At 70.8% G+C, this 15,769-nt stretch carries 14 protein-coding genes; 8 read left to right on the plus strand and 6 right to left on the minus strand.

Features of this window, described 5'->3' with window-relative positions; translation table 11 throughout:
* The 3 genes from GT354_RS40030 to GT354_RS40040 all read left to right on the plus strand — a co-directional run.
* Positions 1-914: alpha/beta fold hydrolase (locus GT354_RS40030; RefSeq protein WP_161361369.1), on the plus strand; the 914-nt coding region annotated here is incomplete at its 5' end.
* Between the two features lie 115 nt (positions 915-1,029).
* Positions 1,030-1,494, plus strand: coding sequence for a nuclear transport factor 2 family protein (locus GT354_RS40035; RefSeq protein WP_161361371.1), 465 nt, complete (start codon positions 1,030-1,032; stop codon positions 1,492-1,494).
* The gene (locus GT354_RS40040) at positions 1,491-1,967 is read left to right on the plus strand and encodes a nuclear transport factor 2 family protein (RefSeq protein ID WP_161361373.1); all 477 of its coding nucleotides are present in this window, start codon (positions 1,491-1,493) and stop codon (positions 1,965-1,967) included. Before GT354_RS40035 ends, GT354_RS40040 begins: the two co-directional genes overlap by 4 nt.
* 146 nt (positions 1,968-2,113) lie before the next feature.
* Here GT354_RS40040 and GT354_RS40045 read toward each other — a convergent pair whose 3' ends face one another.
* Positions 2,114-2,761 (minus strand): 4'-phosphopantetheinyl transferase superfamily protein, encoded by a 648-nt coding sequence (locus tag GT354_RS40045; protein WP_161361375.1) that lies wholly within the window; start codon positions 2,759-2,761, stop codon positions 2,114-2,116.
* Positions 2,758-3,645, minus strand: coding sequence for a metallophosphoesterase (locus GT354_RS40050; protein WP_161361377.1), 888 nt, complete (start codon positions 3,643-3,645; stop codon positions 2,758-2,760). The genes GT354_RS40045 and GT354_RS40050 overlap by 4 nt, the downstream gene beginning before the upstream one ends.
* Positions 3,646-3,933: 288 nt before the next feature.
* On the opposite strand from GT354_RS40050, the gene GT354_RS40055 reads away from it, so the two are divergent.
* Positions 3,934-4,716 (plus strand): AfsR/SARP family transcriptional regulator, encoded by a 783-nt coding sequence (locus GT354_RS40055; RefSeq protein ID WP_161361378.1) that lies wholly within the window; start codon positions 3,934-3,936, stop codon positions 4,714-4,716.
* 59 nt (positions 4,717-4,775) lie between these two features.
* Positions 4,776-5,534: an alpha/beta fold hydrolase gene (locus GT354_RS40060; protein ID WP_161361380.1), complete on the plus strand. Its 759-nt coding sequence runs from the start codon at positions 4,776-4,778 to the stop codon at positions 5,532-5,534.
* 11 nt (positions 5,535-5,545) lie between these two features.
* On the opposite strand, the gene GT354_RS40065 is transcribed toward GT354_RS40060, so the two are convergent.
* The 3 genes from GT354_RS40065 to GT354_RS40075 all read right to left on the minus strand — a co-directional run bounded on the left by GT354_RS40065 (position 5,546) and on the right by GT354_RS40075 (position 10,787).
* The gene (locus tag GT354_RS40065) at positions 5,546-5,908 is read right to left on the minus strand and encodes a DUF1330 domain-containing protein (protein WP_161361382.1); all 363 of its coding nucleotides are present in this window, start codon (positions 5,906-5,908) and stop codon (positions 5,546-5,548) included.
* Positions 5,909-6,081: 173 nt separating this feature from the next.
* Positions 6,082-7,230 (minus strand): acyl-CoA dehydrogenase family protein, encoded by a 1,149-nt coding sequence (locus tag GT354_RS40070; RefSeq protein WP_161361384.1) that lies wholly within the window; start codon positions 7,228-7,230, stop codon positions 6,082-6,084.
* A 35-nt stretch (positions 7,231-7,265) separates the two neighbouring features.
* Complete coding sequence (locus GT354_RS40075; protein WP_161361386.1) at positions 7,266-10,787, minus strand: indolepyruvate ferredoxin oxidoreductase family protein; 3,522 nt, start codon at positions 10,785-10,787, stop codon at positions 7,266-7,268.
* 326 nt (positions 10,788-11,113) lie between these two features.
* Between GT354_RS40075 and GT354_RS40080 the strand changes: the two genes are divergently transcribed.
* Both GT354_RS40080 and GT354_RS40085 read left to right on the plus strand, forming a co-directional pair.
* On the plus strand, positions 11,114-11,560 hold the full coding sequence (locus GT354_RS40080) for an Lrp/AsnC family transcriptional regulator (protein ID WP_161361388.1): 447 nt from the start codon (positions 11,114-11,116) through the stop codon (positions 11,558-11,560).
* A gap of 58 nt (positions 11,561-11,618) precedes the next feature.
* Positions 11,619-12,395, plus strand: a complete 777-nt coding sequence (locus tag GT354_RS40085; protein ID WP_161361390.1) for a GNAT family N-acetyltransferase — start codon at positions 11,619-11,621, stop codon at positions 12,393-12,395.
* Between the two features lie 312 nt (positions 12,396-12,707).
* On the opposite strand, the gene GT354_RS40090 is transcribed toward GT354_RS40085, so the two are convergent.
* Positions 12,708-13,859, minus strand: a complete 1,152-nt coding sequence (locus GT354_RS40090; protein WP_161361394.1) for a serine hydrolase domain-containing protein — start codon at positions 13,857-13,859, stop codon at positions 12,708-12,710.
* 507 nt (positions 13,860-14,366) lie between these two features.
* Between GT354_RS40090 and GT354_RS40095 the strand changes: the two genes are divergently transcribed.
* Complete coding sequence (locus GT354_RS40095; protein WP_237535921.1) at positions 14,367-15,713, plus strand: erythromycin esterase family protein; 1,347 nt, start codon at positions 14,367-14,369, stop codon at positions 15,711-15,713.
* Positions 15,714-15,769: the final 56 nt, after the last annotated feature.

The raw sequence follows: 15,769 nt of genomic DNA on the forward strand, positions 1-15,769 counted from the left end.
TGCTCGCGGAGCGGGGGAAGGCCGCGGCGACGGGCCCGGCGGCGGTGGGTGGGCCCGGCGGCCGGGATCGGGGCGCGCTCGCGGCGTTCTACGGTCAGCTGTGCGCGGCCGGGAAGTACCACACCGCCGCCGAGGTGATCATGGCGTCGGCGGGGCTGCGATCCTCGTTCTCGTCGGCCGAACGCGCGTTGCACGCCAAGCCCGCGCTGCGACCGGCGACCGGGACGGGCGGTCCGAAGATCGTCTGCTTCCCGTCGGTCAGCGCGATCTCCGGGCCGCACGAGTACGCGCGGTTCGGGCAGGTGTTCAAGGGCGAGCGCGACGTGTTCGTGTTGCGGACACCGGGCTTCGACGCGAGCGAATCGCTCCCGGACCACGCCGACGCGCTGATCGACCTGCACGTCGACACGGTCCGGGCGACGGTGGGCGACGAGCCGTTCATCGTCGTCGGGCGCTCGATGGGCGGTTGCATCGCGCACGAGGTGACTCGGCGCCTGGAGGCCGAGGGAGTTCGTCCGGTCGGACTCGCGCTCGTGGACACCTTCCCGATCGACACCCCACTCGTGCCCGGGATGGACTGGTGGTTGCCCGCGATGATCGAAGGGATGCTGGGGCGCGTCGCGCAGTACGAGATGTACCTCGACGACACCAACCTGAGCGCGATGGGCGTCTACCAAAGGCTGTTCGCGCAGTGGAAGCCGCAGCCGATCACCACGCCCACGCTCGTCGCGCAGGCGCAGAGCCCGATCGAGGGCACCGTGATCGACCCCGAGGGGCGGTGGGACTGGCGGGCGTTCTGGCCGCTCGCGCACGATCTGCTGCCGATCGAGGGCGACCACTTCACCGTGCTCGAGGACTACGCGGACCGGACCGCGGCCACGATCGTCGAGTGGGCGGCCGGGCTGCCCGACTGACCCGCAGGACCCTTCCCTCCACACCACTGTCCGCGTTCCACGTCTCGCCTTTCACCTTTCACCTTTCGCTTTCCGCATCATCACCCGTCGCGGCCCCGTACAGGCAAGGAATTTCATGACCAAGGAACTGTCCCCGGTGGATCTCGCGGAGATCCACCGGACCCTGGCACTGTTCGCGCACGTCTTCGACAACGGCGACGAGGACGGGCTCGGCCTGGTCTTCACCGACGACGTCAGGGTCGAGATCGGCGCGGGCCCCGGTCGGGTCTTCGAGGGCGTCGAGGAGTTCGCCGAGTACGTGCGCGGCAAGAGCGCGGCGACGCCGGACCACCACACGCTCAATACCGTCGTGGTCGTGGACGAGCACGGACAGGTCCAGACCCGCAGCCGCTACATCGGGATCAACCCGGCGGGCCGGCTCACCAGCGGCGAGTTCCTCGACATCCTGCGGCACACCGAGGCCGGTTGGCGGATCGCGTATCGGCGCAGTCTGCCCCGCGCACCGCGCAACGCCGGTGCGGGCGTGCCGCGGATCGACTTTCCCCTCGCGGTGCGGCTCCCGGAGGTGACGGCCCCGTGAGCACGACCCTGACGCCCGAGGACGTCGCCGAGATCCACCGCACGTTGGCGGATTTCGCCCACGTCTTCGACAACGACGATGTGGCCGCGCTGGAGCGGGTGTTCACCGACGACGCGGTGATCGAGGGCACCATCGGCAACGGGTACACGATCGAAGGTATCGTCGCCGCGCGCGAGTTCACCGCCCGCCGCAGCGCCGATACGCCGGATCACCAGACGTCGGACACGCTCGTGCTGGTCGGCCCGGACGGCATCGTGCGGGCCCGCAGTCGCTACATCGCGTCGTTGATCGACGGTGGCGTACACGGCGGCGACTACTACGACATCCTCGAACACACACCCCAGGGTTGGCGGATCCGGTATCGGGTCTCGGTGCCCAGGCATCCGATCCTGGACACCGTGACACTGCCGGACGACTTCGCCGACGCGTGGCGCCCGACCGCGGAGAACCTGCCGGCGTTCGGGCCGAGTTGATCCTACGGATACAGCGGGGCGGGGCCGGTCGGGACTCGGCCTCGCCCCACCCGCGTACCCGGGTGATCGGCTCCCGTTCCGTTCGGACCCGGCCCGACTCTTCTGCGGAGGCGAGGCCCGGTAAGGGGCCCCGCCCGCTCGTGCCCTCAGCCTTCGGCGGGCACCGTGATCGCGGTCAAGGCGATGCCCTCGGCAACCAGCCACCGACCGGTGAAACCGTCCAACGGCCGGTCCTCGACCAGCAGTCGCGCCGTGAACGTGCCGGCCGCGGGGTCGAACTCGATGTCGGCCTCGGCGAAGTCCAACCACCGCAGGGTGAGCGGAAACCACGCCTTGTAGACGGACTCCTTCGCGCTGAACAGGAGGCGGTCCCACGCCACGTCGGGCCGGTCGACGGCGTACGCGCTCAGCCGTTTGCGCTCGACCTCCGACGCCACCGTGTCCAGGACCCCGTCGGGCAGCGGCTGCGCGGGCTCCGCGTCGATCCCGACGGTCAGGACGCGCGCGGCCGACGCGACGGCGGCCCCGCGATAGCCCGCGCAGTGCGTCATGCTGCCGACCACGCCGTCCGGCCAGCCGGGTGCTCCGCGCAGACCCGGCAACAGGGGCATCGGCTCGACGCCCATCCGGGCCAACGCGCGGCGCGCGCACCGGCGCACGGTGGTGAACTCGCGGCGACGCTTGTCCACGGCCTTGGTGAGCAGCGCCTCCTCGGCGGCGAACAGCGGCGGCCCCGGCGGGTCGTCGAAGGACTCCTCGGCGAACACGTCGGCACGCAGAATGCGTTCGATCATCGGGCGGCCACCCGGCGGGCCTGCTCCGCGTCTGCGGTCTCGGCGGGCACGATCCGGCGCGGGATCGGCCGGCGCAAACCGTCGCGCCGCTCGCGGGGATAGCCGAGCGAGACCTCCTCGAAGCGCACGCCGTCCTGCCACGTGGTGCGTGGGATGTGCAGATGGCCGTACACCACGGCCTCGGTGGGGAAGCGTCGATGCCAGTCGGCGGTCAGCTCCGTGCCGCACCACTGGGCGAACTCGGGATGCCACAGCACCTCGGTCGGGTGCCGGGTCAACGGGAAGTGATTGACCATCAGCAACGGCTTCGCGGGGTCGGCCGCCGCGGCGAGGCGGCCCTCGGTGTAGGCGACCCGGGCCCGGCACCAGTCGCCGCGGGTCGGATAGGGGTCGGGGTGCAGCACGAACTCGTCGTTGCACACGATGCCCGCGGCATAGGCGGCGTCGAGCGCCTCCTGTTGAGTCGCGGCGCCGGGCGGGCGGAAGGTGTAGTCGTACAGCACGAACAGCGGGGCCACCGTGACCGGACCGCCGGGGCCGTCCCAGACGGCATAGGGATCCTCGGGTGTCAGTACACCCAACTCGCGACACAGCTCGACCAGCTGCCGATACCGCGCCTCGCCGCGCAACTGCACGGGATCACCCGGGGTGGACCACAGTTCGTGATTGCCCGGCACCCACACCACACGCGCGAATCGGCGGGCGAGCAGCCCGAGCGACGCGGTGATCTCGTCGGCGTGCTCGGCGACGTCGCCGGCCACCACGAGCCAGTCGTCGTCGGTGCTCGGCCGGATACCGTCGACGAGGTCGCGGTTGGCCGGGATCGCGGAGTGCAGATCGCTGACGGCGTAGAGGGCGCGCTCGGCCGTACGGGCAGTACTCATCGGCCGACCATACGGGCGGAAGCGGTGCCTACGGAAGCGCGGCACGCGGCGAAGGCGTCGCGAGCAAGGCGGGTGCAAGGTGAGCGCAAGGCAAGCGCAAGGTGAGCGCAACGCGTAGGTAGGGCCGACACAAGGGCTTAGGGGTCGATCAGGGGTTCACCACGCGCGTGCGGCGTGGGAGCGTCGCACGGTAGCACCGAACGCGAGACCGCCGAACGGACGAACGTCCGGTCGGCACACCTCGGGCTCGGTCGGCACACATCGGGCTCGACAGAGAAAGGAAAGTCGTTGCGGTACGAGATCCTCGGCCCCGTGCGCGTCGTCGACGGCGCGGAGCCGCGCACGATCGCGGCGCCCAAGCCGGAGACGTTGCTCGCGGCCCTGTTGGCGCGACAGGGACAGGTCCTGACGGTAGATCAGCTCGTGGGCGAGATCTGGGCGGGCCCGAGACCGCAGCGCGCGCGGTCCACCGTGCACGTGTACGTGTCCCGCCTGCGCGCCTTCCTGGGCGCACCGGGACCCGCGCGCACCGGCGTGATCACCACGAGCGCCGGCGGATACGTCCTGCACCCCGGCCCGGGCGCACTCGACGCCGACACCTTCCACGGCCTGGTCGAGCGCGGCCGGGACCGGAACACGGCGGGCCGACGGCACGAGGCGGCCGAGGTGTTCGCGGCCGCCCTGGAGCTGTGGCGCGGGGCGCCGTACGAGGGCGTCGCCCACGGGCCGATCGTGCGCGCGCACACCGCGCGTCTGGACGCCGCCCGCCTGGAGTGTCTCGAACTCCTGGTCGAGGCCCAGCTGGACCTGGGCCGCTACCGGGAGAGCGTGGCGCGCCTGTACGCGCTGACCGCCGAGTATCCGCTGCACGAGGCGTTCGCCCGGCACCTGATGGTCGCCCTGTACCGCTGCGGACGCCGCGCCGACGCGCTTGCCGTGTATCGCGACACTCGCGGCGCGCTGCGCGAGTCCCTCGGCCTGGAACCGTGCGGGCCGCTGCGCGAGATCCACCACGCGGTGCTCTCGGGCACCGAACTCCCGGGCGTGCGCGCGGATTCGCTCGCCGGCTGACCGGGGTGGCGCCGCCGCCCCGCGTCCTCCTCGTGCTTCCCCTTTCGGAAAGGATCGTCATGAGCACATCTCCCGTCGTGTCCGACACCTGGATCCGTCGCTTCCATCCGGCTGCGCCCTCCGCACCGCGCATCGTGTGCCTGCCGCACGCGGGTGGATCGGCGAGTTACTGGCATCCGCTCTCGGCGGCCCTGAACGACCGGTTCCAGGTGCTGGCGGTGCAATATCCAGGCCGGCAGGACCGCCGCGCCGAGCCGCCGATCGACGACATCGGCACCCTCGCCGACCGGATCACCACGGCCTTGCAGGCGTGGCTCGGCGACGACGACTCACCGGTGGTGTTGTTCGGCCACAGCATGGGCGCGGTCCTGGGCTTCGAGGTGGCGCGGCGCCTGCGGGTACCGCCGGCCGCGCTGATCGTCTCGGGTCGGCGGGCGCCGGACCGATACCGGGACGAGCACGTACACCGGCTCGACGACGCGTCCTTGCTGGCCGAGGTGCGCTCGCTCAGCGGCACCGAGTCGAGCCTGCTGGAAGACGACGAGGTGGTCCGCATGGTGCTGCCCGCCCTGCGCGCGGACTACCGCGCGATCGAGACGTACAAGATGGCGCCCGGCAACCCCCTGGAGTGCCCGATCACCGCGCTGATCGGCGACACCGACCCCAAGGTCACCGTCGACGAGGCGACGTCCTGGCGCGACCACACCATCGGCACGTTCGACCTGCACACCTTCACGGGCGGCCACTTCTACCTGACCCGACACGCGGCCGCCGTCGCCCAACGCATCGCGACCGCCGCCCGCGCGGCAACGTCGTAGCCGAGCCTCGGTCACGACCCCGACGACTGTCCGGCGGCCAGGGCCCGGCGGATCGCCCTTGCGGGGGCGGCCGCGTCGTAGTCCTCGGGGACGCCTTCGATCAGGATGATGTCGCCCTCGATGTGCCGCGAGCGCAACGGGGCGATCTCCTGGTACGCGGGCGAGTCCCACCAGGCTTGCGCGTCGGCGACCCCGGGGAAGCCGATCATCACGACGCTCCCGGTCCAGGCGCCTTCCTTCACGTCGTGCTGCGCGCCGCGCACGAGGAAGCGGCCGCCGTAGGGCTCGAAGGTGGCGACGATGCGCTCGATGTACTCGGCGACGTCCGGGTGCGGGGCGGCGTCCTGCAGGTTGGCTATGACGTAGGCGGTCATCGCTGCTCCTCGGGTGGTCGTGTTCTTGGTGATCACCACATTAGGGAGACGGGAACGACGGGGAATCGGACACGTATAGGTATTTTGGCGCCCGGCCCCTACCGGGCCCTGCAGGCGAACGGCGCCCCGGCTTCGACCGGGTCGCCGTATCCCGCAGGCCGCGGCCCGGTTTGCTAGCTTTCCCGGCGCGCGAACTGGCGCGCGATGACCATGCGTTGGATCTGGTTGGTGCCCTCGAAGATCTGCATGACCTTGGCCTCGCGCATGTAGCGCTCGACCGGGAACTCCCGGGTGTAACCGGCGCCGCCGAACACCTGGACCGCGTCCGTGGTGACCTTCATCGCCGCGTCCGTCGCGATCAGCTTGGCCACGCTGGCCTGGCGGCTGTACGGCCGGCCCAGATCCCGCCGCCGAGCCGCGTCCAGGTAGGTGGCCCGCGACGAGTCCACCGCGGCCGCCATGTCGGCCAACAGGAAGCCCAGCCCTTGGTGGTCGACGATCCGACGCCCGAACGCGGTGCGCTCGTTGGCGTAGTCGACCGCCGCGTCGAGCGCGGCCTGCGCCAGCCCCGTCGCACAGGCCGCGATGCCCAGTCGGCCCGAGTCCAGCGCGCCCAGCGCGATACCCAGGCCCTGGCCCTCGGCGCCGATCAACCGGTCGCCCGCCACGAGCGCGCCGTCCCAGTGCGCCGTGGTCGTCGGTACGGCGTTGAGGCCCATCTTCTCCTCGGGCCGACCGAACGCCAGGCCCTCGGCCTCGCCCGGCGCGAGGAAGCACGAGATGCCCCGGCTGCCCTCGCCGGTACGTGCGAACAACGCGTAGAAGTCGGCCTTTCCGCCATGCGTGATCCACGCCTTGGTACCGGTGATCCGATACCCCTCGGCCACCGGCGCGGCCTTGCAGACGATCGCCGCCGCGTCCGAGCCCGCGTGCGGTTCGGACAGGCTGTAGCCGCCGACCTGCGCGCCCTCCAGCATCGCCGGCAACCAACGTTCGCGCTGCGCGTCGGTGGCGTAGGTGGCCAGCGGGAAGCAGGCCAGTGTGTGCACGCTCGTGGCGACCGCGACAGCCGCCCACCGTGCGGCGAGTTCCTCCAGGACCTGGAGGTAGACCTCGTAGGGCTGGCCGCCCCCGCCGTGCTCCTCGGGGTACGGCAGACCGAGCAGACCGATCTCGCCCAGGAGCTTGAACAACCCCTCCGGGTACGCCTCTTCGCGTTCGTACCGGGCGGCCTTGGGGGCCAACTCCCGGTCGGCGACCGTGCGGGTGAGGTCGAGCAGGTCTTCGGCTTCGCGCGTGGGCAGAAGGCGGTCGACGGGCACGAATACTCCGGAGGTGGTGTAGGGATGAGCAGGGGTCAGCCGGCGGACACGAGGGGCTGCGGCTCGGATATGGGAGCCGGCGCGGACAGCCCCGCCCGGGCGACCCGGACCGACGCCCGATACTCGGCCACCCGCGCCAGCTTGATGTCCTCGTAGCCGCGAATCGCCTCGGGCAGCGCGACCAGCGCGACCATCGCATCGGCGTTGTCCGGGCCCAACTCGTCCAGCGCGCCGCGCACCAAGTCCCGATACTCCGCGACCAGTTCACGCTCGACCCGACGCACCTTGGCGTAGCCGAAGACGTCCCAGCGCGTCCCGCGCAGCCCGCGCGCCGCCCGCAGCGCCCGAAACGCGGGGGTCGCGGTGCGCCGCAGCCGGATCTTGCGGTTCATCCCCAGGTAGCGCAGCACGGGCGGGTGCAAAAGCACCGAGACCTTGGCGTCCGCGCCGAACTCGTCGTCGCGGCGGGCCTGTTCGACCGTGTCCAGGTGCAGCCGCGCAACCTCGTACTCGTCCTTGTACGCCATCAGGTGGTGCAGCGCCTTCGCGTACGCCACCGCGACCCGCTCACCCGCCTCGATTCCGGCGCGCTCGACGGCGGCCGTGCGGATCGAGCGCACGTCGTCGGCGTAACGCCGTGCGTAGGCGGCGTTCTGATAGCCGGTCAGGTTGGCGATCCGGGTACCGAGCACGTCGCGCAACGAGTCCCCACCCGAGGCCGCCGCCAACTCGGCCGACACCGCGTCGATGTCCACCACCGCGCGCTCGGGCACGGCGACGGCGGCAAGCACCGCCGCCGGGTCCACCGCCATCGCCCGGCCCCAGCGAAACGCCGCGAGGTTCTTGTCCACCGCCGCGCCGTTGAGCCGAATGGCCGCCTCGATCGCGTCCGCCCCCAGCGGCAGACAGCCGTGCTGGAACGCCGCGCCGATCACGATCATGTTGGCCGGCATGTGGTCCGCGAACAGCGCCTCGGACAGGCCCAGCGCGTCCAGGTACAGGTTGTCCGCGCGTCGTGTGCACGCGCCGATCTGCTCCAGCGCGTCCGTGGGTGAGCCCGGCAGCGCGATCTGGTTGGTGATCATCGCCGCCGTCGGCACGATCGCGGTGTTGACCACGGCGATGGTGCGCTCCGGGTCGGCCGTCGCCAGGTTGCTCTCGGCCGCGACGCCCAGCAGGTCGAGCCCGATCAGCACGTCGGCCGTGGCCCGCGAGGCGCGCAGCGCGCCGACGATCGGTCGCGTCGAGATCCGCAGGTCGGACACCACGGGACCGCCCTTTTGGGCCAGCCCCGTCTGCTCCAGGCCGGCCGCGCTCAGGCCGTCCAGGTGCGCGGCCATCTGGAGGATCGAGGACACCGTGACCACGCCGGTGCCACCGATACCGGGCATCCGGATCAGTACGTCGGTCTTCGCGTCGGGGCCGGCCCCGCCGAACCGGTCGACCGGAAGCGGCAGTTCGATCGGCAGCGCGGGCACCGCGCGGGCCTTGCGGGTGCCCGGCTCGACCAGCAGGAACGACGGGCAGTCGCCCTTGAGGCAGCTGAAGTCCGAGTTGCAGGACGCCTGGTGGATGTGCGTCTTGCGGCCGAATTCGGTGTCCACCGGCTGTACCGACAGGCACGTGGACTTGTCGCCGCAGTCTCCGCAACCTTCGCAGACGCGCTCGTTGATCACGACCTTCTCGACGGGCGTGGGCAGTTGGCCGCGCTTGCGCAGCCGCCGCTCTTCCGCCGCGCACCGGTCGTCGTGCACGAGCACCGTGACGCCGTCGATCGCCGCGAGGTCGCGCTCGGCCTCGGACAGCAGGTCGCGGTGTCGTACGACGGCGATCGGGTCGAGCCGGACACCGTTGTAGGAGCGGGGATCGTCGGTGGTCACGACCACCTTGCGTACCCCTTCCACGGCCAGCCAACGGGTCAACGCCGGTATGTCCAGGCGCCCTTCGGCCTTTTGGCCACCGGTCATCGCGACCGCGTCGTTGTACAGGATCTTGTAGGTCATCTTCACGCCGGCCGCCACCGCCGCGCGCACGGCCAGCGAGCCCGAGTGGTGGAACGTGCCGTCGCCCAGGTTCTGTACGAAGTGCGCGTCGTCGGTGAACGGCGCGAGGCCGATCCACTGCGCGCCCTCGCCGCCCATCTGGGTCAATCCGAGTTGATGGCCGCGACCCTTGCCGTCCAGGGCGATCATCACGTGGCAGCCGATGCCCACGCCGACCAGGGTGTCGTCGGCGGTGCGGGTGGACGCGTTGTGCGGACAGCCCGAGCAGAAGTACGGGGTGCGCGAGGCCACCATCGGCAGCGCGATCCGGCTCGGCCGCTTGGGCGACAGCAGTTGTACGTGCGCGGCGGCTCCGGCCGGGAGCGCGTCCGCGCCGATCCGCGCGGCGAGTGCCTTGGCGACGTCCTCGGCGCCGAGCGTGCCGCGCGCGGTCAGCAGTACCCGGCCGCTCTCGTCGTGCCGGCCCACGATGCGCGGCGCGTCGGGGCGCCGATACAGCGCCTCCTTGAGCCGGCCCTCCAGGAAAGGCACCTTGTCCTCGACCACCAGGACCTCGTCCAGACCCGCCGTCAGCTCCGCCAACTCCGCGTCGTCCAGCGGGAACGGCATGCCGAGCCGGATCAGCCGCAGGCCGAGCGCGGCGCCCGCCTCGTCGTCCAGGCCCAGGTCGGCGAGCGCGCGCTCGACCACCGCGAACGCGGTACCGGACGCGAGCACGCCGATCCGCGCCGTGGGGGAGTCGCGAACGATCCGGTTCAGGCCGTGGGTACGGGCGTACGCGCGGGCCAGGTTCAGGCGGCGGGTGAGCATGTCGTGCTCGGCGTCGAGCGCCGCCGGACCGACCAGGGTGGGGGTGGTGCCCCGCTTGGTCGCCACCGGTACGGGAATGTCCTTGCCCCACTCGGACACATCCACGGTGGTGGACCCGTCGGCGATGTCGGCCACGATCTTCAGGCCGGTCCACAGCCCGCACGCGCGCGACATCGCGACCGCGTGCAGACCGAACTCGACGATCTCACCGATCGAGCCGGGGGCCAGGAGCGGCATCGACAGGCTCTCCACCATGGGCTCACACGAGCTCGGCACGGTGGACGACTTGCTGCCCGGGTCGTCGCCTATCCACGCGACGGCGCCGCCCAGCGGGGCGGTGCCCGCCATCGTCGCGTGCCGGATCGCGTCGGCGGCCCGGTCCAGGCCGGGGTTCTTGCCGTACCAAAAGCCGGTCACGCCGACGTGCCGGGCGCCGGGCGTCTGGTCGACGAGCTGGCTGCCGGCCACGGCGGTGGCCGCGAGTTCCTCGTTGAGGCCGGCCCGGAAGACCACTCCGGCGGGGTCCAGGAAGCGCTTCGCCCGGCCCATCTCCAGGTCCACGCCACCCAGCGGCGAGCCCTGGTATCCGCTTACGAAGACGCGCGTGTCCAATCCCCGCTCGGCGTCCAGGCGACGCTGTTCGAGCGTCAGGCGCACCAGGGCCTGGATCCCGGAGATCAGGACGCGCCCGCTTTCGGCGGTGTACTTGTCATCGAGTGACACCGAAGCCTGTTCTGCGCGCACGGGAGCCTCCTCCGTCGAACGGGGTGTGGGGTGGGGACGAACGGGTGAAGCGGTGTGAAGCCGGTACCGGTGCGAGGCCGGGGTGGGAGTGCGGCAAGCACACCAACACCGATCCGCGGGCGCAAGTACCTTGCGGAATATCCGCCCCAAGACGCAAAATTCTTGCCTGAGACAGGCCGGAGCGGATTTTGTTTGTGCGCACCGAGCCGTGACGAAGGCCGCCCTCGGGCCCGACATCGACCTCTGCGATTCCCTGCGGTCCCCGCGTCCCCCTGCGGTGGCCCGTCCGCCGGCCCGTCCGCCCCGATGAAGGAGTTGTGCAATCCATGGCCGCCACCGAGATCGACGACATCGACCACCGCATCCTGCGGATGCTGCGCGAGGACGGCCGACGCACGTTCTCCGAGATGGCGGGTCTGGTCGGCCTGTCGGTCGCCGCCGTCAAGCGGCGCGTGGACCGGTTGCGCGAGGAGGGCGTGATCACCGGATTCACCGTGCAGATCGACCATGCCAAGCTCGGGTGGGGAGTCGAGGCGTTCACCGAGTTGCGCTACCCCGGCAGCATGCCGGTGAGCGAGATCGTGCGCACGGCGACGGACGCCCCCGAGGTCCAGGCGGTGTACACGATCGCGGGCGACCCCGACGCGCTCATCCACGTCCGCGTCCGCGACATCACCCACCTCCAGCAGGTCATCGACCACTTCCGCCGCAACGGCAACGTGACCGGCACGAAAACGCTCATGGTGCTCGGGTCGTGGACGCGCGAGGGGTGACGATCGGGCCGTTGGGTAGCGGACAACCGCACCGAACCGGCGAGCGAGAGGCGACACCATGAGCGACCCCGACGTACGCGAACTGCACGACTTGCGCGAATTCGCCGACGTCGAGCGGCTGTACTCGGGCATCTGGCCGTCGATCCCCGGCACTGGACCGGTGATCAGCGTCGAGTTGCTGCGGGCGCTGTCGCATGCCGGGAACTACGTGGCGGGCGCGTACCACGACGGCCGGCTCGTCGGCGCGACCGTCGCGTTCTTCGCCGCCCCGGTCGGCGAGGCCTTGCACTCGCACGTCACCGGCGCGGTCGCGGGCAGCGGCGTGGGCTTCGCGCTCAAACAGCACCAGCGGGACTGGGCGTTGGCCCGCGGCCTGGAGCGGATCACGTGGACCTATGATCCGCTGATCCGCCGCAACGCCTACTTCAACCTGGTCAAGCTGGGCGCCCGCCCGGAGCAGTACCTGCCGTCCTTCTACGGCGAGATGATCGACACCGTCAACAGCGGCGACGACAGTGACCGGGCCCTGGTGGTCTGGCACTTGGACGACCCCGCCGTCAAAGCCGCCGCACGCGGCGAGCCGGCGACCGTATCGGCCCCGAACGAGGCACTGTTGACCGAACGGGACGGCCTGCCGGTGGTACGCGACAACGACGCCCGCACCGTACTGGTCGCCGTACCGGCCGACATCGAGGCCCTGCGCCGCACCGCCCCCGAGGCCGCGAAAGCCTGGCGAACCGCGCTGCGCGACGTATTGGGCGAACAACTGGCGCAGGGCGCCCAGATCGTCGGCTTCGACCGCGAAGCAGGCTACGTGGTGACCCGGGAACGCTGACGCGCCCTCACGACGACCGAACCGCGCAGCCCCTCCGTCGGCCCGGACGCGGAAAGCCACGCCGGGTTTCCGTGTGCGCCCGAACTCGGCGCACTCGCGTCCAGGCAGGGCGGCGCGGATCGGGGGCAAGGTTTTGGCGGTACTGGCCTTTGTGGTCGGCGTTTTGGTGCCGCCTTGTGCTCAGCCCCCGGCCGGTGTGGTGGACTTCGGGTTACTGTGCGGCGGGTGTCGTGGGCGGTTCGGCGTGGGGTCCTTGGGATTGTCCTCGGTGTGCGTTCGTGGGTGGGGTTCGTGCTGTGGCTGCGGGCGGGGTTACTTGCCGCAGAATTCGGCCTCGACGATGCGGTCCTGGGGGCCGCCCCAGTCGGCGTTGTAGTTGATTGACAGGGCGTGGTCGCCGTTGGTGGTCACCAGGGTTTCCGACCCGGAGCCCTGGATTCCTCCGTTGTGGCCCCACAGATCCTTGCCGCAGGACGACTTCACCTTCATCAGGCCCAGGCCGTAGGAGAGGTTCGTCCCCTTGATCGGCACGGTGGTGGTCATCTCGTCGAGTTGGCGGGGCTTGAGGAGTCGCCCCGACATCAGGGCCTGGTAGAAGCGGTTGAGGTCTCCCGTGGTGGAGACGATCTCGCCGCCCGCGCCGGCGATGGAGGGGTTGAGTTCGGTGACGTCGTAGAGCGGGCTGTCCGGCTCGCCGGGGGCGTCCAGGGATCCGGTCAGCTTCGAGTACGCGCGGCCGGCGGGTCGGGGCATGCGTGATTCGGTGCCGGGGAGGGTGGTGGCGTTCAGGTGCAGCGGGCGCAGGATGCGGCGTTCGATCTCGTCGGCGTAGGCGCGTCCGGTTGCTTTTTCGATGACCATGCCGGCGACGGTGTAGTTGGTGTCGGAGTAGTGCCAATCGGCACCGGGAGCGAAGTCGGGTTTGTGGGTCATGGCGAGTGCGACGATCCGTCGGGGGCTCCAGGTGTCGAAGCGGTTGCGCAGGAAGTCGGTGGAGAACGCGGTGTGTTGGAAGTCCTTGTCCTCGGTGTAGCTGTAGATCCCGCTGGTGTGGTTGAGGATCTGCCGCAGGGTGATCCGGGTGCCGTCGTGTCCGTTTCCCTGGATCAGGCCGGGCAGCCAGTGGTCCACCGTGTCGTCGAGACTCAGCTTGCGCTCGGCCGCCAGTTGGAGCATCACCGTGGCGACGAAGGTCTTGGTGATCGAGCCGGCCCGGTAGCGATCCTCCGCCCGCCGCGGCACGCCGGTGCGCAGGTCGGCGGTGCCGGCTTGGCCGAACCACCGGTCCCGGTCGCCCCGTTGCGCGCTCGCGACCGCCCCGGGTATGCCCGCCGCGACCGCGGCGTCGACGGCCTCCTGGGTGGCCCGGTGGTCGCCCCGCGCCCGCTGCGTCGTCTGGGATTCCGCCGCCCGGGCGGGCGTCGCCAGGGCGCCGGCCACCACCGCGGCCGTGACCACACCCACCACGCCGACCCCGAACCCGGTCCGGCCCGACCGCGTCACGGTTGCGCGCGCTTTACCGGGTGACGGGGGTCCGCCGGATTCGGCGGCCGATGTCCCCGTGGGCCCGCGTCGGGAAGGACGGTGGCTGGGGTACTCGTACTCGGACACGAGAAGGCTCCTGAACGTCGGTGCGGTACATCGCTTACCGGACCAAGCCTTTCGCGGCCGCCGCCGCGAGGGGATCCGGCTACCCGCCGACTCCCCGATCCGGTTCACCCCCGGCCGACGGTGGGTCTGGACCCACCCACGGTCGGCCGGGTCGTCGACCGTGAGCAGCCCCCTACGGAGAGCACGCGAACGGCCGGACCCGCGTACCGGAACGCGGGCGAGAAAGCAGTACTCGGGTCCTCGTGCCGCAGAAGGAAGCCGTCGGCCATACCGCTTCCCTAGTCTCGGCGCATGCGATCACACGAGCATGCTCACGACCAGTGCGACACTCGAAATGACGTACGCATAAAGGGGATTCGCTTGCGCGGCGACCATCGCCGGGGCTCCCGAACGTTGTTGTCGGCGGCCGCGTTCGCCCTGTGTCTCGGCGCGACCGTGGGGGCCGCGCCCGCTCAGGCGGGCAACTCCACCGACCCGGTACGGGCCCTGTCGCGGGCGGCGCAGACGTTGGGTTCGACCCAGCCCGGCGGGTCCGACAACGATCTGCGGGCCTTCGACCGCATGATCGGCAACGCCTCCGTCGTCGGAGTGGGGGAGGCCACGCACGGATCGAACGAGTTCCGCGCGTTCAAGGACCGTCTCTTCCGCCACCTCGTCGAACGTCAGGGCTTCACCACGTTCGCCTTCGAGACGAGCTGGAGTACCGGCCTGCGGCTGAACGACTGGGTGCAGACCGGTCGGGGCGACCTGTCGAAGATCATGGACGAAGAGTTCCAGCACGCGAACGTGATCTGGAATACGGAGGAGACCAAGACCCAGTTCCGCTGGATGCGGGAGTGGAACCGGACCCACCCCAACCGTCCCGTCCAGGTCGTGGGTGACGACGTGGGCTACGCGGGGCCGGAGTTGTTCGACACCGTGACCGCATACGTGGCCCGGTGGTATCCGGACCTGCTGCCGGAGGTGCAGCGTCTGTACCGCGAGTCGCGACCCACCGGCACCGCCGGCGAGGCCATGGGGAGCTGGGAGAAGATTCCGCTCGCCGATCGCGAGCGCATGCGGGGAGACGTCCAGCGGGTGTTGCGACTGCTGGAGCAGCGGCCGGCGGGGGCGGATCCCCGGCAGCACGCGCTGATCCTTCAGCACGCGCGCTCCATTGCCCAGGTCGGCACGCTCTGGGGATTCGACTTCACCAAGGACGTCCCGGCGATGATGCGCTACCGGGACCAGCAGATGGCCGCCAACACCCTGTGGTGGCACGACCGTACCGGCTCGCGCATCCTGCTGTCCGCGCACAACGGTCACGTCGCGGAGATCACGTCCAGCCCCGAGAGCTACCCCAAGCTCCAGGGCGAGTTCCTTGCCGACCGGCTCGGCAAGCGCTACGTCAGCGTCGGTTTCACCTTCGGGCAGGGCGACTTCAACGCGTGGGAGGCGGGGGACCCCGCCAAGGCGCTGCGTTCGGTGACGCTCGGGCCGGGGACCTCGGCCGGCAACGAACACACCCTGGAGCAGGTGTCCGGGCGCGACTACTATCTCGACACCCGCGACGCGCCGGCAGCGGCTCGCACGTGGCTGAACAACGCCCGGCCCACCCGAAGCCTGGGCGCCGAGTGGCCGATCCCGGAGTACGAGACCGTCAACCTCAAGAAGTCCTACGACGTTCTCGTCCACCTGCACCGCGTGACCGCCACCCACCTGGGCTGAGTTTGTGACCCGGCGCCGAATCCGGGATTCGTCCGGCCCGCCTCCGCGCCCACGCG

This window comes from Streptomyces sp. SID3343 (assembly GCF_009865215.1).
Lineage (GTDB): Bacteria > Actinomycetota > Actinomycetes > Streptomycetales > Streptomycetaceae > Embleya.